Here is a 20,977-nt window from a genome sequence, read left to right on the forward strand (position 1 = left end):
GAGCAAGACGCGATGTTCGATACCTCGAGCTCTTCCGCAACCCTGTCAGCGGCGTCACAGCGGCATCGGAATGCTGACCTCGATGGAGTACGAGAACGCAACCATCGTGGCGTGAGGTCCACGACTCCGTGAAACCAGGGTAAGACCAGACCTAGAAGACCGGCCGAGCCAGATTCCAACATGGCTGGCGGAAGCACTCGCGTCAGCCATGCAGTTAACTGTGGTGTTGCTGCCACTATCTCGGTCACCTTGTGCGAGTGGTGATGGGCCAGGTCTTCCCCGGACCGCTCTCCCGGCAGATTCTGTTGTGTATGCATGGAGACGGCCCGAAAATGGAGTTACGGGAAGGCTTCGAGACGGTCGGGCGGCGACGAAGGGGCATATCGCGGTCGGTCAGACCGCGCTGATGGGTCTGGCGTGTCGGCGAGCTTGCATCCGGTGGAGGTCGCGAGCGACTCGAAATCCATCGCCAAGCGGCGATCGTCGGATCGAATCGCGAGTTTGCGGATCAATTGCTGTCACGCATCCGTTGGAGTCTGATGGTCTATTGACAGGGTGTGACCCAGGACGCATACTCGTACCTCAAGTATCTAGTACTTGCCGTAGCACACATGGAGGTGTCGTGGTCGTGATGGCGCACTTGGTCACAACTCAGCAAGGCACAGCTTTCCGGCCAGCACCAGCCGAGCACGTCGAGTGCAAGATCAGCCGAACCGATGCGTTCTTTGCGCCCGCCGCGACGTCGGGCAACGATGCGAGAGACGAGATGGGAATCTGCCGTGGTGCCTGCGCGTAGTGAGTTGTCGGCGTCGGCCCGAGTAATTCGCGAGAATTTATCCGGAACAGTGGTCTCTGGCCTCCGAACGTTTGGTCGGACTACGCGGATGGCGTATTCAGCCGTGCTGGGTGCCGCGAGTGACATTGCCGGATCTAAGTTTCAATGGCGTGAGGCGCTGTATCAATCCTGGTACTTGATTACTGTTACCGCAATTCCGGCAATCCTAATGGCCGTGCCATTCGGGGTTATCGTCTCGGTTCAGGTCGGGAATCTGATCCATCAAATCGGCGCAGATTCACTGCTCGGTGCAGCTGGCGGTTTGGGGGTAATTAAACAGGGTGCCCCCATGGCGACAGGATTGTTGCTGGGCGCGGCTGGCGCGGCCGCGATCGCGGCCGACTTGGGCGCCCGCAACATCCGTGAAGAGATCGACGCCATGCGAACAATGGGCATAAGTCCTATGCATCGCCTCGTAATTCCTCGGATGGTGGCGATGATTCTCGTTGCACCGATGCTCAATGTCTTGATCATCTTCGTAGGGGTCGTGGCGGGATATGCAGTCGCGGTCGGTCCTCAGGGGGTGACGCCCGGAAGCTATTGGGGAACCTTCGGATCCTTCACCGTAATGGCGGATATCGGCGTGTCGATTGTCAAGTCTGTCCTGTTCGGCTTCATCGTCGTGATGATCGCGTGCCAGCGGGGTCTTGAGGCCAAAGGTGGTCCACGTGGAGTAGCGGATGGCGTGAACGCGGCGGTTGTTCTCTCCGTCGTCTCTGTCGCTGTCGTGAATCTATTGGTCACTCAGTTGGTCTCAATGTTCCTTCCAACAAGGCTGGCATAGATGTCGGAGATGAAGTACACCCCCCCGCGGCTAGTGAAGGCCCGGCGAACTGCGACGTCACTCGGGCACCGTGTCGTTCCGGTGGAGCTCCTAGGTTTCGTCCTCAATTTCATCTGGCAGGCATTGTCGGCGATACCGTTCACGCTCAAACGATATCGAGCGGAGACAATGCGCGCGATCACGGATATGACGTGGGGGCAAGGCTCGATCATCGTGGGCGGTGGAACGGTCCCGATGCTGGTGGTGCTGGGACTGGTCATCGGCGGCTCGGTCGGCGTCGAGTCATTCGCGACTCTAGATCTCATCAGTATGGGGCCAGTGTCAGGCATTGTCTCAGCCTTCGCCAACACCCGAGAGCTGGCGCCGATCGCGGCAGGAGTCGGATTCGCCGCACAAGCTGGGTGTCGTATAACAGCGCAAATTGGATCGATGCGGATCTCAGAGGAGATCGACGCCATCGAATCGCTTGGATTGCGATCGATACCTTTCGTGGTAACGACCAGGATTATTGCCGGCGCGGTCGCCATCGTTCCGACTTTTCTTATTGCTCTAATCCTCAGCTATGCGGCGTGCCGGACTGTGATCGTCCAGCTGCACGGCCAGGCCGCAGGTGTCTACGATCACTACTTCTATCAATTCATCAGCGGGTGGGATATCACTGCTGCGGTGATCAAGGTTCTTGTATTCGGAACGGCTGTAATTTTGATTCACAGCTATCAAGGGTTCTTCGCGACAGGCGGTCCGGAAGGCGTCGGAATTGCGTCCGGCCGCGCCGTCCGGGCAAGTTTTGTGGCGATCATCAGTCTGGACATGGTATTGACCATGCTCTTGTGGGGTGTCAACTCCGCGATCGAATTCACAGGGTGAGCGCCGATGTCTCGATATGAAATGCCGGGAGTATCGGCAACAAAGCGATCGTCGATTATTGTCGGTATGGTCGCCGTGCTGACGGCACTGTCAGTAGCGGCCGCTTGGACAGTTGGCAACGCGGCCCGCGGCGACAACCGAATGCTTGTGGTGTTGCGCACCGAGAAAATCGGAGACGGCGTCGGGGTGGGTACGCCGGTGCAGTTCGACGGTGTCGGCATCGGTGCCGTCACTGCCATCGGTTCAGGTGATGGGGCGAAACAGGTGACTTTGATGCTTGATCGAGCAAACTCGAGCGGGCTCACCGACAGCCTTCTCGTAGACTACTCGCCGTCTAATCTTTTCGGTATCAGCGAGGTTGCGCTGAAACCGGGCGTTGGGGGCGCGCCCCTGCGAGACGGCGTTGTTATCGACCTGACGGGTCCTCGATCTGACAGGCAGCGAGATGCGACCATGGGTGTACTGATTCGGACAGTCGCCGAGACCACGGGAAGCCTTCTTACCCCGGAACTCACCGACGTGCTGGTGCGGGTTGCTACAGCGGCCCGCCAATTCACGCCACTCATGGAGGCGATTGTGGTATCCGGCCGGAACGTTGCTGAGACACGCTCTGTGCCGGTATCGGAGTTGCTGGAACAGTATGGCTCGATGCTTGTCGGCAGCGCATCGATGATCGACGGCACGGTAGGCCTGATATATCGGCTCACCACCATCGAGATTCTGAATAGCCAACGCGAGCTATTCGACGCCACAGTCAGTGTTGTAGGCCAACGCTTCTTCCCCGCCCTCGCAGGAACGCTATTCACGGCGCAGGCTCATCTGTCAGAGTACGCGGTAATGCTCACGCCGGTTCTTGCAAGTGGCAGCCGAATGGTTTCGACGCCTGGTGTTTCGAGCATGCAACTCTCCGAGATACTGTCGCGTCTGGATCGGTCGTTCACGTCGACACCTAGTGGCCCGGCACTGAGTATCAAACTGATTCTCGATCTAGTGCCCGCGATTGCGGCGTCCTCGCCGGGAACGTTCGTTCCGTCACCGTATTCCGGAGGTGGTCGATGAACAGGCATGGCAGCCTATTGGTGGTAGTCGCGAAGCTCGCGGTTTCTGTAGTCGTGATCGCAGTGCTGCTCGCAGCAATCGCGCAGACTGTGCAACGCCCCGTCTCAGGAGGGACTAAGCAGTTCTCATCGGAATTCGTCGATGCGAACGGTCTCAAGTCCGGAGACGATGTTCGGATGAACGGTGTCCGCATAGGCAAAGTGCTTTCGATCTCACTTGAGGATGGTCGCGCAATCGTTACGTTCATGGTCGAACGCGATCGGAATTTATACGAGAACACCGTCCTGGCGATACGATATCAGAGTCTGGTGGGCCAGCGTTACGTCGATGTTCAACAATCATCGCCAGTCACGGCGGAGTTGGCGGCAGGCAGTAGGATCGGGGCTTCCAGAACCATCCCGTCATTCGACATCACAGCCCTATTCAACGGGCTGAAACCGGTTCTGAGCGAGTTGTCGCCAGCAGCAGTAAATAAGTTCGCTACTAACATGATCGCCGCTATAGAAGGAGACGGCTCGGGTATCGGTTCGGTTCTCGACTCTATCCAGACGTTGTCCAGCTATACGATGGACCGACAGGCAGTGATTACCGCATTGGTGGCTAATCTGAAAAAGATATCTGACCATCTCGGCGGTCGATCCTCACATCTGGTGCAGCTTGTTTCGGAGCTGTCGGTGGTTGTCTCAACGCTACGTAGCAAGGTGGATGGAATCGTCGAATTCGCTCTTATGGCTCCAGACGTGATCGCGCCGCTGAACAGCCTCCTCGACGCGATTGGGTTGACTCCTGGTAGCAATCCGGACGCCGATACGCTGCTGCGGGCGATATTTCCAGATCCTCAACAGGCAGTCGAAGTACTCCGAAAACTGCCAGCGATGCTCCAGACCCTGAATAGTTGGATTCCGTCCGATAGTCCTGTCGTGAACCGAAACTGTTCGAACGGGAACGTAGACAGTCCGGATCCTTTCCAGGTGATGATCACGGGACAAAGGATATCGATATGCAAAGGATGATAGCCAAACTAGTAAGGATAGCCGGGAGATTCGCTGGCTGGGCGCCAACGGCCGCCTCATCACGTGATTTGCGGGAATTGCGATGGGGCTTCGTCGGAGCGTTCCTGATGGGTGTCGCGTTGCTAGCGAGCGTTTTGGTGTACGTGGTGCCATTCGGCCAGTCGACGTACTGGGCCGAGATGTCGGAACTCGGGTCCATAAAGGTCGGCGATGACGTCCGTATCGCCGGTGTTCCGGTCGGTGCCGTGAAATCGATTGAGCTGCGTCGGAAGGACGTCCGCGTGAGCTTTACGATTGACGATGATATTTTCATAGGCGATCAGACAAGTCTCGACGTCCGAATGTTGACTCTGATCGGTGGGCACTATCTCGCCGTGACATCAGCAGGGACTTCATCGCTTCGCGCCCCGATACCTTCTGACAGAGTGCATCTCCCATACAGCCTCGGTCGGACCTTTCAAGATGCAGCACAGCCGATCGCGGATATCGAGGGCGACACCTTACGGCAGAACTTGACTAACATGAATCGCGCGATTGCCTCCGGGCCGGCAGGGATCCAGCGAGCAGTCGATGCGTTCACATCGCTCGTCGAAATTCTCGACCGTCAGAGTCGGGACGTGTCGGAAACGCTTGCGATGGCCGACGAGTACATCAGTGCGATCAATAACTCGAAGGCGATCCTCGGGGAACTAATCGCAAGTGTCAACCTTATGGAGACGGTGGGGCTCGGCAAAAGGGCTGAGATTTTCGAGGCAGTCCGGTTGATGGAACAGCTTCTGTCTCGGATCGCGGCACTCGAGCCGGTGTACCGGTCAAGGCTGGATTCCATCGCCCGAAGTCTGGCCGAGGTCATACCCGAACTGAACCGTCTGGGCGAAGGTATGGGGCAGATCATCACAAGCACTCGGGACTTGATGTCGAGACTGCAGCCGATCGCTTCCTCAGAAGATGGCGTCGTTGTTGACCAGTCTGCATCAGTTGTCGTTGCGCAATCGGTTTGTATTCCCGTCCCTGGAAAGGACTGCTAAGGATGAATAGGATTCTGGCCTCCCGCGGTCTCATATCCGTCCTGGGCGTCGGGGCTATGTGCACGATATTGGTTGCTGGGTACTTCGCGGTACTCAATCCGCCCAAGATGATGCGGCACTACTGTGCAACGATGCCGGACGCAATTGGGCTGTACACCGGAAACCACGTCACCATTCGTGGCGTCAGAGTTGGCACGGTGACGCACATCGAACCCCGTGGTGATGCGGTGCAGGTTGGTTTCGAGGTGGACGCCAACTATTCGCCGCGTGGTGAGGTATCGGCCACTACCCTGTCAGACACCATCGTTGCTGATCGCTCCCTTGCTATTCTCGACAACAGCGAATCCGATGCTGAATGGGATCCCCGGAAGTGCATTTCCCGTACATTGACTCCGAAGAGCATGACACAGACACTCGATGCGTTGGGTGCCCTCGCAGCAGAAATCGACAATGGGAGTGATCCGGCACAGCGAGGGCAGCTATCCGAGGAAATCGCCGCACTCGACAGCTCGTTGTCCGGCACCGGTCCGAGAATGAACGAAATAATCCGCACACTCGATCGAGCGCTCGGCTCTTCCAGCGCTGCCGCCGGACACCTCGGGGCACTCATAGATTCGCTGCACATCTTGATGAATAGTGTCGCGCGTGGATGGGGAGATATCGAATCCATGATCACCCGTTTGGCGCCGGGGCTGGCGGTGATCGACCACGGAATCTTCGCGCGAACAGTCTCGATCATCGACTCATTGCGAATTATCGTGCCATGGCTGAACGAAATCACCACCATGTTCGGTGACCAAATCCTCCAAGGTCTCGATGCGACAGTTCCCCTCGCTCGCCTCGCTAGCGCGAATATCGGTACAATGAGGGACATTGTCGACATGGCGCCGCCGCTGCTGCAAGCCTTCGTGGACGTAACCGACGCGCACAGCGGTCGACCCGTTCTGACGTATGCAGCACCTAGGGTGGCCATGCCCCAAGCTGATGCTGACCGAATATGTGCTGCGATCGGCCTTGTCGCACAGGGCCGTTGCGATACTGCCGAGGACGGGTTGACGAATGTGTCTCTGATTCCCTTGGTGCTCGGAGTGGCAGGTGCGCGATGATTAATCTGAGAGTACATGCGGTGGCCATTCCTTCCCGGACCTGCCTGACGCAATTCGTGACCGCGGCCGCTGTGGCACTTGTATGCCTTGTCCCCGGCTGCGGATTCGATCCAGCTGCGATTCCTGTCCCTGGGACTGGGATATCGGGGGACCGCTATGGTATCCGAATCGAGTTCGCCAATACGCTAAACCTGCCGTCACAAGCACGAGTGACGGTCGACGGTCTACGTGCCGGAATTGTCCGCGATGTTGCGGTGATCGATGCCGGGAAAGATAACGACGGATACGTCGTGGTCGACGTGGAAATCATCGAATCGGTGCGGTTGCCTGTTGGAACTACGGCTGAGCTCCGCCAGCCGACCATATTGGGTGACGTCTCCATAGCGTTGATCACGCCGGAGGCCGACGGAGGTGGCCTCATCGCGCCGGGCTCCACAATCGATCGAGGACAAACTAAGCCGTTGCTTCAGGTTGAGGACACCATGAACGTCTTGGCGACCTTTGTCCAAGGGGGTGGAATACAGCAGGCTCAGGAGATCATCAACCGCGTGAACTCGGTGCTTCCGGCGGATACACGGGAGACTGCCTCGATCTCGGAGGTGCTGGGTGCCGATATCGAAGACTTGGCACAGCACCTGGATGCTGTCGACGCCTTGCTGGGTGGACTGCGGGCCAGTACCGATGCTGTGCTGAGCCGAACACCCGAGTTGGAGTATCTGCTTACAGATTCTGGAGTGGATCAGGCGGCTGCGTCGATGACGTCCATGATCGGTTTGATCTCACTGTACGATGGATTCACGCTACTGGCAGATTCCCTCCGATGGATCGGTCCACTGGCGCAGTCAGGCGACGCGGCTGCCCGTGCCTTTATACCACTCCTTTTCACGTCCCGGCCGTTGGACCTCTCAGCCCCGTCGAACTTGAACAAGATCATTGCGTTGTTGCGCGAAAAGGTCATTCCATTCGTGGAGCACGGACCGAAGGTTAATGTTATCGGCCTTGAGACTGCCGAAGGCTCTCCCGGATCCGAAGCCGACCGGATCGCTGGGATTTTATCGGCATTGCGTATGATCGGAGCAGTGCGATGAAACTGAGTTCGGCACTATCCCTCGTTGCGATCATGTCGGTTTTGACTCTGGGCGTCGGTTATCTCGCATTCGGTGTATTGCGAATAGATGTCTTCAGCGACTCGATCAACGTGACGTTGCGTGTTCCCCAGGCGGGAAGTCTGCTGGTGGGTTCACCGATACTTCTACGTGGTGTGAAGGTGGGAGAGATCGCGTCGATAGAGAAAGTCGAACGTGGTGTCGAAATGCAACTAGCCCTCGAGTCGAGATACCGAATTCCGGCAACGGGGACCGCGACAGTCGAAGACCTATCAGGTCTCGGTGAGCCGTATATCGAGTTCGTGCCCAAGAACGGCGCCGGTCCCTACCTAACCGATGGCCAGCGCCTCGACGCGGTACAAGTAGTACTGCCCCGTTCGATTCCAGACGTGGCGCAGACTGTTACGGGGCTGCTTGAACAACTGAATCCACAGGCGATCAGCAACATCGTCAAGACGTTGGATCAAGCGCTGACGGGAACAGACACCGTTATGCCGAGGCTGGCAGCCTCGACGACACTGTTGTCGGAGACGATTCTGAGTAGGTCGCCCGCCATCCGCAGCATCCTCGTCGATCTACAGACGATGGGCGCGGACATGGCTTGGGCCGGGCCCGGGATGGAAGCCGCTGGTCCCTTGTGGGACGAGGCAGGAATGTGGGGTGCTCTCATCGCCGATTCCATCGCCCGGCTGGCCCGTATCGGCACCATGCCGGACGACTACTTGCAAGGCAACGGCGTCGTACCTTTCCTCGGCGAGGTCACGGAATATCTCAGCCGCATTGGACCCGACTTGCAAGAATTGGCACCAGCCGTTCAGCCGCTGGCGGACAGCGCGGCGATGTCCATACCACAGATAGACATAAGCGATTTGATATCACGTGCTCTCAGCGCGACTGGAGACAGTGCATTAAATGTGCGTATCGGCATCAAATAGGACTGAAACACGCTATCCGAGGAGATATTCATGCCCATAGAAACCGCTGACAACATCGACGGCCGAACGGAGAGCGTATCCAGTAAGTTGGATATGCCGCCAGAGTCGGTCGTAGAGATCAGGAACCGGTTTGGTCCGGGAAGAACGCTGTCGGTGGACTTGCGCTCGATCATTGTCGGGGTGATAGTGGTAACACTTGTCGTTGGGATGTCTGTTAGCTTTTTGTTGTGGCTCTCGACGAGGAATGAGCTGCGAGAAACTGACTCCATTGCGTCCGCGGAAGAAAGGGCTGAAGAAGTAGCCTCCGAGTACGCTGTTGGCGCGTCCAATATTGATTATCAGAACTTCGATGGATGGGTACGTAATCTGAAATCGAATACTTCCCCCGCCCTAACGAACAAGTTCGACCTCACTGCCCCTCAACTCAAAGACATAGTACTTCCGCTTAAGTGGAGTTCGAACGCGACCCCCATCGCCGCGAAAGTGAAATCGGAAGACGCTGGTGTTTATGTTGTGAACGTCTTCTTGAGTGTGACATCGACCAGTGTGCAGACCCCGGAGGGTGCGCAAACAACCGTCACCTACACGGTGACGCTAGACAAGAACGCGGATTGGAAGATCACGGATGTCGGCGGTGTTGACATGGCCCTTCCGATCAAGTAGCCGGCGACACTGTCAGTAGCAGGGAACTGAAATAATGACCTCGAAATCTACGATCTTTGTTGCTCCCCGAAACTACACGCTGGAGCGGGACTCTGGGCCTGCTTTACATATCGCCGAGTGGGGATCGACGAGCCCGAGAGTGACAATCATCCTGGCACACGGGTTGGCTCTTTCTCATGGGAGTTGGGAAGACGTCGCACAACTGGTCGTCACGGCGGATCCCACCGTACGTGTACGCGCCTACGACCATCGAGGACACGGGCAGTCGCAATCTGCTCCAGCGAGCCTGGAGCTTCTCGCCGACGATCTCGCTGCAGTCATCTCCGCATATGCACCCGTCGGCCCGATCGTGCTCGGCGGTCATTCCATGGGCGGAATGACATTGATGGCGTTGGCCGAACGCGACAGCATGGTGCTCGAAGCGCGAGTCGTCGGCGTCGCGTTCGTGGCGACTGGAGCCGGAGATATCCTCGGACGACTGATGCGCCGCGGGTTCTGGTCATGGTTGGTATCGCTGGCGTTGACTGTGGCACCGCTTCTCGTGATCCCTTCCCGGCCGCTGCTCATCGTGCGACAGCTGACACGCGCCGTCTTGTTCGGGTACCGACCATTCCGCCACGACCTGAACCGAGCGGTAGGGCAGCTGGCGAGCAGCAATCCTCGCAGCGTCGCACAGCTGACTCGTTCGATCCTGTCCCATGATCGGTACTCGGCACTGGATCGATTCGACTGCCGTGTCGTCGTATTCGCAGGTTCGCGAGATCTGTTGACTCCCGTTTATCACGCTCGTGCGATACACCGTCGCGTACCAAGGAGCGGCCTGGTCATCTTCCCGAACTCCGGACACTTCCTACCCTATGAACGTTGCGGTGAGATTGCGGCCCACCTACTGGGATTGACAATGCCAATGGCGTACTCGGACAGCGACGTTGCATAGCGGCATGGAGGCTCGAGTTCGTCGTAGGCCCAGCCGGTGTCGCCGGACAGCTCTTAGGTCTTGCCCTGATGCTCCTCGGTGGTGACCACAACGGCGATGATTTCAGCCAGATTCCGGCGCGACGCCGAAGCGACCACACCGTCGCCGGTGCTCGACAGCGGCACCGGTCTCGCGAACGGTGGGGATGATGTCGCGGCCGTAGTTCTCGCTGTACCAGCCGCTGCGCAGGATCGTGAACGACACCCCGCTGGCACGCACGCGTCTTCTGTGGGCAGGTGCATGGCCGCGGTCGACAGCGCGGTGTCGTCGGCTTTGAGGCCGCTGGTGTAGATGATCCGCGCGGCACCGGCTTTGGCGACGGCAGCGATCTCCTCGGTGTGCTGGCGGTCGCGGTTGGCCAGGGCGGTGCCCGAGATCAGCACGAACATATACACCGGCGTAATGGTGGTGGGGTCGTCGTAGTCGATGACCGCGGTGTGCACCCCTCGGGCGGCGTGGTCAATGATCTTGGCCAGGTCGCGGGCACCGGCGATTACCTCGGCGGGGTCGGTGCTGCGGTCGAGGACGGCTTCGACGGCTGCTCGGCCGAGGTGACCGCAGGTAACGGTGATGACGATGGACACAGGTCTCCGTTCAGGTTTCGACGGTGGTCAGTTGCTGATGGCGGCTGCGCGATGCAGGTAGCGACTCTCGCCGATCTGATCGGCGGTGAAGGCGGCGATGCCGGCGCGGGTGATCGCGAAGCCGAGCTTGTCGGTGCCGAAGAACCTGACCGGATATGGCCCTTCGGTGCACAGTCCTTGGGGGGCGATGAACCGCACGATCGTCCTATCCAGCCCCGAGGGCATGATCTTGTTCGACATGCCGGTGATCTCCTCGTAGGCGCGGGGCATGAACGTGCGCGGCATGAACTCGATCAACCCGGTGATCAAGGTCGGGGACCCCCGCGGGTCCAGTACCGCAGGAGTGGCGTGGCCGATGAAGCGGCCCACACCGTGACGCTTCATCGCCGCCAGGATGTGGCTGGTGCCCTCGATCAGCGGGGTCCCGGTTGGCTTTGCGGTCCATGCTCGGGCCCAACGCGCTGATCACTGCATCGGAAACCTCGCCGACCACGACTTTCACCTGCTCACCCCAGCGAGAAGGGATCTTGGCGGGTTGTGGGCGTAGGCGGTCACGGTGTGCCCGGCCGCGAGCAGCCGTTCCACCATCAGCGAACCGGTGGCCCGAAAACAGTGACATTCATACGAGTCCTCCTTCGGGAATCGGGGTGGTCAGGAGGCGTAGGGGCCGAAACGTCCCCAAGCGACGAACACCGCGGCTTCCAGCAGGGCAAGGTTGAACACGATCGCGGCGGGCTCCTTCCAGCGCGCGTGGGCCACCATTGCCAGCGCCATGATCACCGCGAGGCCGACCGCGGCGCTGAGACGTCGATGCCTTCAGCTTCTACCGCCGCAATACTCCGTTCGTTTTCCTCGACACCACCGCCGAGCGGCTACGGTTCGATGCACCTCACGACCTCGGGCACCTGTGTATTCACGGCATTCATGCTGTGCCGCACGGGTGCGAGGCAGAAGCTGCGGCGATCAGTTCGCTAACGCGTTGCTCAAGTCGCCATGATGTTCTATCGGTGGGACTGCGAAACCCTAGCGTGGCGCAGGTCATCCGTGCCAAGGCTCGATGGAACGTGTCCGCGACAGCGCTGGCGAACCGGCTGCATGCGCTGGGTTTGATAGCTGACTGGACGTATCGCGCAGCGTTGGTGGAATTGAGCAAGCGCGGAGTCCGCTCCGCGCGCCCAGGCTCGGCGCTTGTCCACGAATCGTCACAGGTGCTGGGTAAAGTGCTCGCCGGCCTGCATGGGCAAGGGATGACGGTGCGCGACATTGCCAAGGAGTTCGGTCTCACTCCCCAAGGGGTGACCGAGTACCTGTTCGGACTGACGACGACCCAGCACGAAGGTAACGGGTCCGGACGGTCGCGGATGGATCGCTTCGCCCGTGCCTCCCTGTCGTGCGAGATTACGTATCTGCTGGGTGCAGCGCCGAGAACATTGCGTTGCAGGGTGTGCGCACGGCAGAATTTCTCGGACTTCTCGGCGTGCGCACCGGTCGAGTGCGGGTGCACACGGTCAGTTGCACTGTGCGCACGGCTGAACGAGCGTGCGCACAGTGTCGATCTTGGGGGTTAACGTGCGTATGCACCCTGATCGGGGGAGCACAGGATCAGCTGTGGTGGGGCGGGTGAATCCAATCGCGCGAGAAATGGCTGTTGTCCCAGCTCTCGATGTCGTCGGGCGGGCGTCGGCCACCTCACGTTGCGTGCTCTGAAGGCGCCTGCCGCGCAGGCGTGGCCTGGCGGGGATCGTGGGGGTCGGCGCCACGGCATTAGCGTCAATCGGTCTGCGATCGTGGCTCACGTGATCTTGGCCCCGCTCGCCGGAGTAAGAGCTTTCGTCCCTCGATCTGCTCCCCGTACAGAGGACGATCGTCGAGAGCCGTTGATGCCGTGTAGACGGCTCCTGCATGTGAGCCATTCGGGAACTCAGCTCGACTTCTCTGCTTGTCCGCACGGCGTCTTTCGAGAAGGTCGTGAGTGCGATGCTCGGGTGTGTGACGCGCGATCGCTGGGTGCTAGTGGCTGTCGGCGATGCGGCGTTGCGGCGAGATACACGGCTCGGCCAGAAGGTGGTGTGTTGATCATCACGTGTGGATCGGGTCGGGCGGGGCCGTGCCGATCGCTCGTATGGCTTGGCACACTCTCAGGCGGCCTCGATCTGGGGTGCGCGATCGTCGATCTCGACGCAGGGCGAGTGGCTCTCCAACGCGGTGGCAGCGGGCGGGGACCCCACTATGTCACCACTAATTTGGCTGGACACGCCGTTGTCGAGCGTTGTCCAGCGTTGTCGATAGTTGTCGTATCGGAGCGTATTTCCCCAGGTAGGCATGCTGATTTGGTAGACGATGGTTGCCCAGAGTGGGCCACGGTTGTCTATGCCGCGCGCTCCGAGAAGGTCAGGGGTTCGATTCCCCTTAGCTCCACAACGAAGGGCCCGGTCGGCAGACCGGGCCCTTCTGCTTTTCCGGCCGTCGGCCGTGCCCGGCAGCGGGTGGATCCTACGCGGCGGGCCCCGTGCGAACATGCCCATAAAAATATGGTTTGCGCCGTTTACCGCGCGGGTACTTCGTTTCTGTCGGACCGATGAATAGTTACCGACGCGTATGCGAATGACTCGTTCTGCGTTCCGCATTTCGAATGGCCCGATATGAGGGCTGGGTCGTATAGACTCACCTGGAATTTATTACCCAGGTCACAATTTCACGGCCACCTCGTCCTGCTCACTTACAGCGAACCGCTATCGGTGTGCGGTGTATTTGCGGACCCTGCCGGCAGGCATTAACGTTTTCGGAAACTGGATAATCCGAGCAGGACCGCGAGCGCTCGCGCTCATCAAGTTCGCTGCCGGGGAGGAATCGGTTCATCAGCGAACAGAGGTGACGGCACCAGCGGGAGAGGTGCCGAACGCGTCTGTCGGAGTATCAGGGGCAATTCATGACAGCGGTCGTCGCGGTTCGCGCCGTGCCGGAGGAAATTCCGAATACCAACCCGTCGTTCGCTTTTCGCGGGGTCGCGGTGCTCGCCACGATCGCCGCGATCGCGCTGACCGTGACGGCGGGACGCTACGAGTTCTTCGGCGACGAGCTCTACTTCCTCTCCGCGGGCAGGCGGCTCGACTACACCTACGCCGATCAGGGCGTGGTGGTGCCGCTGTTCGCCTGGATCGCCGACCTGCTCGCGCCGGGATCGACGACGGCGCTGCGGTTCCCCGCGGTCGTGATGGGCGTCGGCTCGGTCGTCGTGTCGGCGCTGATCGCCTACGAACTGCGGGGCAGCCACCGTGTGCAGCTGCTGGCCGCCGGCACCTACGCGACGTCGTATCTGGTGGCCACGCAGGTCGTGCTGAGCACCTTCTCCTTCGACGCCACCTTCACCGCCGTGATCACCTGGCTGTTCATCCGCTGGGTGCGGACCCGGCAGGACCGGCTGCTGATCATCGCCGGACTCGTTGCCGCCCTGGACATGCAGGTGAAGTGGATGATCCCGCTGGTCTGGGCGTGCCTCGGGCTGGCCGTCGTGCTGTGCGGCCCCCGCGAGATCCTGCGCAGGCCCGCGCTGTGGGTGGCGACCGGTATCCTCGCCGCCTCCCTGATCCCGATCCTGATCTGGCAGTCCCAGCACAACTGGCCGCAGCTGGCCATGGGCTCGATCATCGGCGCGGAGCAGGACGCGACCGGCTACGGTCCGCCGGGATTCTTTCCGCAGTGGCTCGGCTTGGCGGGCGTACTCGGCGCGTTGTTGCTCGCCTTCGGATTTTGGGCGGTGTACAAGCAGGAATCGCTGCGCCCGTATCGGTTCATCGCGGTGGCGCTGGTGATCATGACCGTATTCGTCGTCGTCACGCACGGTCGGCCTTATTACCCGACGGGCTTCTTTCCCGCCGTGTTCGCCCTCGGTGCCGTCGGCCTCTGGCAGTTCGACCGTAAACGGTGGATGAACTTGGCATTGATTCCGCTGGCTGGAATCTCGGTGGTGACATTCATTGCCATGATCACCGTGACGCCGCTGCCACCGAGTTGGCGCATTCAGGCCGAGGACGCCATCGATCTCGGCTTCCGCTCGGCATTCTGGGGAACCACCAATTGGTCGGAAATGGTGTCCGCCGTCGGCACCGGCTATCACACGCTGACGCCCGCGGAAAAGGCGAACTCCGCGGTGGTCGTGCAGGGGTACTGGCAGGCGGGTGCCGTCGAGCAGTTCGGGGCGCGGTACGGGCTGCCCGCCACGTACAGCCCGAGCCGGGGCTTCGGCTTCTTCGGCCCGCCGCCGGACTCGGCCACCTCGGTGATCTACCTCGGGCTCGACACCGCCGAGGCAGACCTGCGCGCCCGGTTCACCGAGGTGGAGCGCGTCGCACACCTCGACGATCCGATGGGGATCCCCGGCATCGACCGGATGGTCGCGGTCTGGCGCTGCAAGGGACCGAAGCAGCCGTGGTCGGTCATGTGGGACGACATGACGACCCTGTACTTCGACCTCGGGCTCTGGCGCGACCCCAGGGCCACCACCCGGCCCACCCGCTGAGCGGCGGGCGGCTCAGAACACCAGGCCGCGCAGGGCCAGGAAACGCAGGCCGCCGACCAGCGCCATCACGACGAGCACGGCACCCGCCTGCGTCGTCTGACCGAGGCCCGGCGCCAGTGATTCCAGCCCGGCCAGGGCGGCGGAGCTGGTCAGCAGGCCGATGAGGGCCAGACCGCCGCCCTGGCATTGCGCGGTGAGCCGGCCCACCCGGTCGGCCGCCCGGAAGGTGAGCTGACGGTGTAGCTCGTTGGCGATCACGGTGCTCACGAGCGAGCCCGCGATGTTGGCGACCAGCGGTCCCAGTCCAGCGCAGGCCACGAACAGCGCGACGTAGGCGATATTGCTGGCACCGCCGACGAGCGCGAAGCGGATCAGCTGCGCGAGGGGGTGATCGCCGCGCAGGAACGGCCACGCGCGGCCGGACCGGTCGCCGCGCGGCAGCACGACGAGGGTGGGACGCAGGGGCGAGGCGGCGAAGGCGGTGCTGTTCACGAGGACTACCGTCGCCGTCCGCGCTGACGCCGACCTGACGCCGGACTGACATGCCGCTGGCGCGGCGCGCGGCGGCGGCGTCAGCGGGGGTGTCAGGGCGGTGTCAGCCCGGTATCAGGTCCACCGGCGACGGTGATCACCATGAACAACACAGCAATCGCGGCCTCCGGGCTGCGCAAGGCGTACGGGGACAAGACGGTCCTCGACGGCATCGACCTCCACGTCGACGCGGGCACGATCTTCTCGCTGCTCGGCCCGAACGGCGCGGGCAAGACCACCACGGTGAACGTGCTGACCACCCTGCTGACCGCCGACGGCGGCACCGCGCGGGTGGCGGGCCACGACCTCGCGACCGACACCAAGGCCGTCCGCAAGGCGATCGGCGTCACCGGCCAGTTCGCCGCCGTCGACGACCTGCTCACCGGCGAGGAGAACCTGCGGCTGATGGCCGACCTGCACCGCCTGCGCGGGCAGGCGGGCAAGCGGGTGATCACCGGACTGCTGGAACGCTTCGACCTGGTCGAGTCCGCGCGTAAGCCGGCCGCGAGCTACTCCGGCGGGATGCGCCGGAAGCTGGATCTGGCGATGACCCTGGTGACCAGGCCCGAGATCGTCTTCCTCGACGAGCCGACCACCGGCCTCGACCCGCGCAGCAGGCGCACCATGTGGGACATCGTGCGCGAGCTGACCGCCGACGGCGTGACAATCTTCCTCACCACCCAGTACCTCGAAGAGGCAGATCAGCTGGCCGACCGGATCGCCGTGCTGGACCAGGGCCGCATCGTCGCCGAGGGCACCGCCGAGGAACTCAAGCGCCGCATCCCCGGCAGCCACATCCGGCTGCGCTTCGCTGACGCCACGGAATTGGCGACCGCGGCGCGGATCCTGCCGGGCGCCACTCCCGACGAGGACGCGCTGGCCCTGAACGTCCCCGGTGACGGTGACTCGACATCCCTGCGGGCCCTGCTGGATCAGCTGGCCGCGCACGCGCTGGAGGCCGAGCAGGTCTCCCTGCGCACCCCTGACCTCGACGACGTCTTTCTCGCCCTGACCGGGCACCCCACCACGGAGGCCGAAGCACGATGAGCACCCGCACCGCACCCAGCACCCTGTCCGTCGCGCTGTTCGACGCCTCGGTCATGTTGCGCCGCAACTTCACCCACATCACCCGCTCGCCGGTCACCATCTTCAACGCGGCGCTGATGCCGGTGATGATGATGCTGATCTTCGTCTATGTCTTCGGCGACGCCTTCGACGTCGGCGAGAACTACATCGACTACGCGGTGCCCGGCATGCTCATGCTGGCCATCAGCTACGGGCTGTCCGGCACCGCGGTGTCGGTGAGCTCCGATATGACCAAGGGCGTCATCAACCGGTTCAAGGTCATGGACGTGTCCCGGGGTGCCGTGCTGACCGGGCACGTGGCCGCGAGCATGCTGACCAATGTCGTCGCGATCACCGCCGTGCTCGGGGTCGGTTTCGCGCTGGGGTTCCGCTCGCCGGCGACCGCGGTGCAGTGGCTCGGCGCGCTCGGGGTGCTGCTGGCGACGGCCTTCGCCGCCGCCTGGCTGACCGTCGCGCTCGGCATGGCCGCGAAGACCCCGGAGGCGGCCGGGATGTCGGTGGTGCCGTTGATCATGCTGCCCTTCCTGAGCAGCGCGATCGTGCCTGCCGACAAGATGGGCCAGGGCATCCGGCAGTTCGCCCAGTATCAGCCCTTCACCCCGATCATCGAGTCGGTGCGCGGCTTCCTGACCGGGCAGCCCTCCGGCGGCCACACCGTCGCGGCACTGGCCTGGTGCGCCGGGTTCGCCGTCGTCGGTTACCTGTGGTCGCGGGCGAGCTTCACGAAGCGAGCGTGATCGCGACCAGCTCGGCCGGATCAGCACCCGCACCCACCCGCATCGCCTCGGTGAACTCCTTGTCACCGAGGCGATCTCGTGCGGTCGCCTCGATGCGGGCCGCGTCCGGGTGGGACAGATCGGGGACGCCGCGCGTGGCGGTGCTCGCCGCCAGTAGCCGCGCGGCCTGCTCGTATTGCTCGGACCGCAAGGCCAGGTCGGCGACGCCGATGAGGACGTGGGCCATCAGGGGAGCGTGGCCGGCCAGGGTCGCCGCCCGCACGGCCGAGGCGTGTCGGGCACGCGCCTCGTCGAGGTCGACGGCCAGGTAGCCGAGCAGGACATGCAGCAGCGCACTGACATTCGGCTGGTCGGCATCGCTGCCGAGCAGGCCGCGCGCGAGGTCGATCTGCTGATGCGCCGGTTCGGTCTCGCCGTTCCAACGGGCCAGTTCCGCCCGGGTCAGGGCGACTTCGGCCAGCGCGGTCGGCCAGCCCGCCCGGTCCGCGCAGCGCTGCGCGTCGGCCAGCGCCGCCGCGCTCGCCTCGGCGTCGCCGAGCCGCCAGTACAGCTGGGCCTGCCGGGTCCGCATGCCGACCACGTCCTCGATCGCGCCGACCTCGGTGACCACCGCGATCGCCTGCTCGTAGAGCTCACTCGCGGCGGCGAATTCGCCGCGCATGGCGGTCCGGCTCGCCAGTTCGGTCAGCGCGAACGACATCCCCCAGCGCTCACCCAGCGCGCGGAACTCGGTCAGCGCCTGCTCGAGGTACTCGTCGGCTTCCGGGCCGTCGTGGCCGAGCACGGTGCGCAGCTTGCCCAGTTGCAGCCGCGCCAGGGCGCGGGCCCAGGGGTCCTCGTCGGTGAGCACCGCTTCGAAGGCGGGGAGATAGGCGTCGGGGCCCTGGAGCATGTGTTTCAGCGCGGCGGTGAAGCGCAGCGCCGGATGGCCGCCCCGGCTGTCGCGGCCGTACTCGTAGGCCTTGTCGATCCATTCGGCCACCTGGTGCTCGTCATTGCGTCCCGAGGTCACGAAGTGCACGACCAGGCCGTAGACGGTGGCCCTGGTCTCGTCGTCGACCTCACCGGACAGTTCGGCGGCCGCGATGACCAGCTCGGTGCCCTCGGCCTTGTGCCCGCCCAGCCACCAGTACCAGCCCGCGGCTGCCGCGAGCCCCATCGCCCCGGCGGTGTCGGCGGCCGCGAGCGCGCCGCGCATCGCGGCCGCGATGTTGTCGTGTTCGGCGTCGAGCACGGCGAGCCACTCCAGCTGTTCGGCGCGGCGCAGGTGCGGTTCGGCGGTGGCGGCCAGGCCGGCGAAGTACGCCTGGTGGGCCCGGCGGGCCGACTCGGCGTCGCCGGCTTCGACCAGGCGGTCGGTGGCGTACTGCTTGATCGTCTCGAGCAGGCGATAGCGCGGGGCGGGGTCCTCGGTGACGACCAGCAGCGACTTCTCGGCCAGCGCGGTGAGCAGGTCGAGCACCTCCCACTGCTCGACCTGCGCACCGGCGCACACCTGTTCGGCCGCTTCCAGACTCGCGCCACCGGCGAACACCGACAGCCGCGACAGTACCCGGCGTTCGGCGTCGCTGAGCAGCTCCCAGCTCCAGTCGACCACCGCGCGCAGCGTCCGGTGCTGCGCGATCGCGGTGCGGCTGCCACCGGTCAGCAGCCGGAACCGGTCGTCGAGCCGGTGGGCGAGCTGATCGAGGGACATGGTGCGCAAGCGCGCCGCGGCCAGCTCGATCGCCAGCGGAATGCCGTCGAGCGCCCGGCAGACGCGCGCCATGGTCGCCCAGGTGTCCGGATCGGTGCCGAGGTCGGTGCGCACCGCGCTCGCCCGGTCGCGCAGCAGGGCGACGGCGGGGGAGGACTCGATCTCGCGCGGCTGCGCCACGGCGGCGGGCAGGCTCAGCGGCCGCACCTGCCACAGCGCCTCGCCGGTGATGCCGAGCGGTTCCCGGCTCGTGGCCAGGATGCGCAGCCGGGTGCACTCGCCGAGGATCCGATGGGCGAAGGTCGCCGCCGCCTCGATCACGTGCTCGCAGTTGTCCAGGATCAGCAGGGTCTCGCGGTCGCGGATCGCCGCGACGAGCCGGTCCATCGGGTCGGCGGTGGAGGCGCTGCCCAGCAACGCGTCCCGGAGACCGAGGGCGGCCAGCGCCGTCTGCGCCAGGTCGCCGTCGCTGTCGGCGGCGGCCAGTTCCACCAGCCAGGCGCCGTCGGGCAGGTCACCGAGCATGGTCCGGGCGGTCTCCACGGCGAGCCGGGTCTTGCCCGATCCGCCCGGACCGGTGAGCGTGGTGAGCCGGTGCGCCGCGATGAGTTCGCGGACCACGGCGATATCGGCCTCCTTGCCGACGAAACTCGTCAGCTCCGCCCGCAGGTTGGTCGTGCGCTCCTGGGGCCGCGCGCCGACCTCGCCGCGCAACAGCGCGACGTGCAGTGCCGAGAGCTCCGGGGAGGGATCGACCCCGAGTTCGTCGGCCAGCGCTTCCCTGGCGCGCTGGTACACGATCAGCGCCTCCGGTGCCCGGCCCGCCGCGCCGAGGGCGCGCATCAGCGCGGCGACCAGCCGCTCCCGCACCGGGTGCCTGGCCACGAGCTCGGTCAACTCGGCGACCAGGTCGGCGCCCTCGCCCAGCTGGATCTGCGCCTCGTAGCGGTCCTCCAGGGCGGCCAGGTACAGGCCGTCGAAGCGGGTGATCACCGCGTCCACGGCCGCGCTGTCGCCGAGGTCGCGCAGCGGGTCCCCGCGCCACAGGCCGGTGGCTTCGCGGAGCAGCCGGGCCCGGTGCGCGACCTCGCCGCCGCGCGCCCGATCGACGAGCTGCTCGAAGCGCACGGCGTCGACGGCGTCGGGTGCCACCGTGAGCCGGTAGCCGCCGGTCTGCACGTCGATGGCGCCGTCGGGCAGGACCCGGCGCAGTCGCGAGACCAGCGCTTGCAGGGCGTTCGCCGCGTCGGCGGGCGGCTGCTCGCCCCAGATCCAGTCGACCAGGCGCTCTTTCGAGACGGCGCGGCCCGGTTCGAGAGCCAGAGCGACGAGCAGCGCCCGCAGCCGGGCGCCCGGTACCGCTATCGATCCGCCGTCTTTCGTCCGGATCTCCAGCGGCCCCAATATCCCGATCTGCACCCGGCCCATTGTGCCTCGCGCGTCAATCGGTCG

General features: G+C 63.3%; 19 protein-coding genes. 14 read left to right on the forward strand and 5 right to left on the reverse strand.

Annotated features, from left to right (window positions below; genetic code table 11):
- Positions 1-884 precede the first annotated feature (884 nt).
- The 10 genes from ACIO52_RS03505 to ACIO52_RS03550 all read left to right on the forward strand — a co-directional run bounded on the left by ACIO52_RS03505 (position 885) and on the right by ACIO52_RS03550 (position 10,333).
- Positions 885-1,619, forward strand: coding sequence for an ABC transporter permease (locus ACIO52_RS03505; RefSeq protein WP_084503715.1), 735 nt, complete (start codon positions 885-887; stop codon positions 1,617-1,619).
- Positions 1,620-2,486, forward strand: coding sequence for an ABC transporter permease (locus ACIO52_RS03510; protein ID WP_062984843.1), 867 nt, complete (start codon positions 1,620-1,622; stop codon positions 2,484-2,486).
- A 66-nt stretch (positions 2,487-2,552) separates the two neighbouring features.
- A complete protein-coding gene (locus tag ACIO52_RS03515; RefSeq protein WP_062984841.1) occupies positions 2,553-3,545 on the forward strand; it encodes an MlaD family protein in 993 nt (330 codons plus the stop codon).
- Entirely contained in the window at positions 3,542-4,558 is a 1,017-nt protein-coding gene (locus ACIO52_RS03520) for an MCE family protein (RefSeq protein WP_062984839.1), read from the forward strand. Before ACIO52_RS03515 ends, ACIO52_RS03520 begins: the two co-directional genes overlap by 4 nt.
- Before the next feature lie 107 nt (positions 4,559-4,665).
- Positions 4,666-5,586, forward strand: a complete 921-nt coding sequence (locus ACIO52_RS03525; protein WP_169812774.1) for an MlaD family protein — start codon at positions 4,666-4,668, stop codon at positions 5,584-5,586.
- Between the two features lie 110 nt (positions 5,587-5,696).
- A complete protein-coding gene (locus tag ACIO52_RS03530; protein ID WP_255284530.1) occupies positions 5,697-6,692 on the forward strand; it encodes an MlaD family protein in 996 nt (331 codons plus the stop codon).
- A 20-nt stretch (positions 6,693-6,712) separates the two neighbouring features.
- On the forward strand, positions 6,713-7,780 hold the full coding sequence (locus ACIO52_RS03535; protein ID WP_245914573.1) for an MlaD family protein: 1,068 nt from the start codon (positions 6,713-6,715) through the stop codon (positions 7,778-7,780).
- A complete protein-coding gene (locus ACIO52_RS03540) occupies positions 7,777-8,733 on the forward strand; it encodes an MlaD family protein (protein ID WP_063816134.1) in 957 nt (318 codons plus the stop codon). Before ACIO52_RS03535 ends, ACIO52_RS03540 begins: the two co-directional genes overlap by 4 nt.
- Before the next feature lie 30 nt (positions 8,734-8,763).
- Complete coding sequence (locus ACIO52_RS03545) at positions 8,764-9,396, forward strand: hypothetical protein (protein WP_084503714.1); 633 nt, start codon at positions 8,764-8,766, stop codon at positions 9,394-9,396.
- Positions 9,397-9,535: 139 nt separating this feature from the next.
- Positions 9,536-10,333, forward strand: coding sequence for an alpha/beta fold hydrolase (locus ACIO52_RS03550; RefSeq protein ID WP_402641366.1), 798 nt, complete (start codon positions 9,536-9,538; stop codon positions 10,331-10,333).
- A gap of 53 nt (positions 10,334-10,386) precedes the next feature.
- On the opposite strand, the gene ACIO52_RS03555 is transcribed toward ACIO52_RS03550, so the two are convergent.
- The 3 genes from ACIO52_RS03555 to ACIO52_RS03565 all read right to left on the reverse strand — a co-directional run bounded on the left by ACIO52_RS03555 (position 10,387) and on the right by ACIO52_RS03565 (position 11,730).
- A complete protein-coding gene (locus tag ACIO52_RS03555; RefSeq protein ID WP_062984825.1) occupies positions 10,387-10,956 on the reverse strand; it encodes a hypothetical protein in 570 nt (189 codons plus the stop codon).
- A gap of 27 nt (positions 10,957-10,983) precedes the next feature.
- Positions 10,984-11,340 carry a hypothetical protein gene (locus tag ACIO52_RS03560; protein WP_211300397.1) on the reverse strand — a complete coding sequence of 119 codons (357 nt, stop codon included), beginning with the start codon at positions 11,338-11,340 and terminating at the stop codon, positions 10,984-10,986.
- A 267-nt stretch (positions 11,341-11,607) separates the two neighbouring features.
- Positions 11,608-11,730 carry a hypothetical protein gene (locus tag ACIO52_RS03565; protein ID WP_143876027.1) on the reverse strand — a complete coding sequence of 41 codons (123 nt, stop codon included), beginning with the start codon at positions 11,728-11,730 and terminating at the stop codon, positions 11,608-11,610.
- Between the two features lie 254 nt (positions 11,731-11,984).
- Between ACIO52_RS03565 and ACIO52_RS03570 the strand changes: the two genes are divergently transcribed.
- Positions 11,985-12,524, forward strand: a complete 540-nt coding sequence (locus tag ACIO52_RS03570) for a hypothetical protein (protein ID WP_062984823.1) — start codon at positions 11,985-11,987, stop codon at positions 12,522-12,524.
- Positions 12,525-13,885: 1,361 nt separating this feature from the next.
- Entirely contained in the window at positions 13,886-15,475 is a 1,590-nt protein-coding gene (locus tag ACIO52_RS03575; protein ID WP_402641372.1) for an ArnT family glycosyltransferase, read from the forward strand.
- A 12-nt stretch (positions 15,476-15,487) separates the two neighbouring features.
- Here the strand turns inward: ACIO52_RS03575 and ACIO52_RS03580 are convergent, their stop codons facing one another.
- Positions 15,488-15,937: a GtrA family protein gene (locus ACIO52_RS03580; protein ID WP_402642147.1), complete on the reverse strand. Its 450-nt coding sequence runs from the start codon at positions 15,935-15,937 to the stop codon at positions 15,488-15,490.
- Between the two features lie 171 nt (positions 15,938-16,108).
- Between ACIO52_RS03580 and ACIO52_RS03585 the strand changes: the two genes are divergently transcribed.
- Both ACIO52_RS03585 and ACIO52_RS03590 read left to right on the forward strand, forming a co-directional pair.
- The gene (locus tag ACIO52_RS03585; protein WP_342801529.1) at positions 16,109-17,053 is read left to right on the forward strand and encodes an ATP-binding cassette domain-containing protein; all 945 of its coding nucleotides are present in this window, start codon (positions 16,109-16,111) and stop codon (positions 17,051-17,053) included.
- On the forward strand, positions 17,050-17,829 hold the full coding sequence (locus ACIO52_RS03590; RefSeq protein WP_402641376.1) for an ABC transporter permease: 780 nt from the start codon (positions 17,050-17,052) through the stop codon (positions 17,827-17,829). Before ACIO52_RS03585 ends, ACIO52_RS03590 begins: the two co-directional genes overlap by 4 nt.
- Here the strand turns inward: ACIO52_RS03590 and ACIO52_RS03595 are convergent.
- Positions 17,813-20,953 (reverse strand): BTAD domain-containing putative transcriptional regulator, encoded by a 3,141-nt coding sequence (locus tag ACIO52_RS03595; protein WP_402641379.1) that lies wholly within the window; start codon positions 20,951-20,953, stop codon positions 17,813-17,815. The two genes, ACIO52_RS03590 and ACIO52_RS03595, sit on opposite strands and share 17 nt — an antisense overlap.
- Positions 20,954-20,977: the final 24 nt, after the last annotated feature.

Origin of the sequence: Nocardia sp. NPDC087230 (assembly GCF_044744725.1) — a bacterium.
Lineage (GTDB): Bacteria > Actinomycetota > Actinomycetes > Mycobacteriales > Mycobacteriaceae > Nocardia > Nocardia canadensis.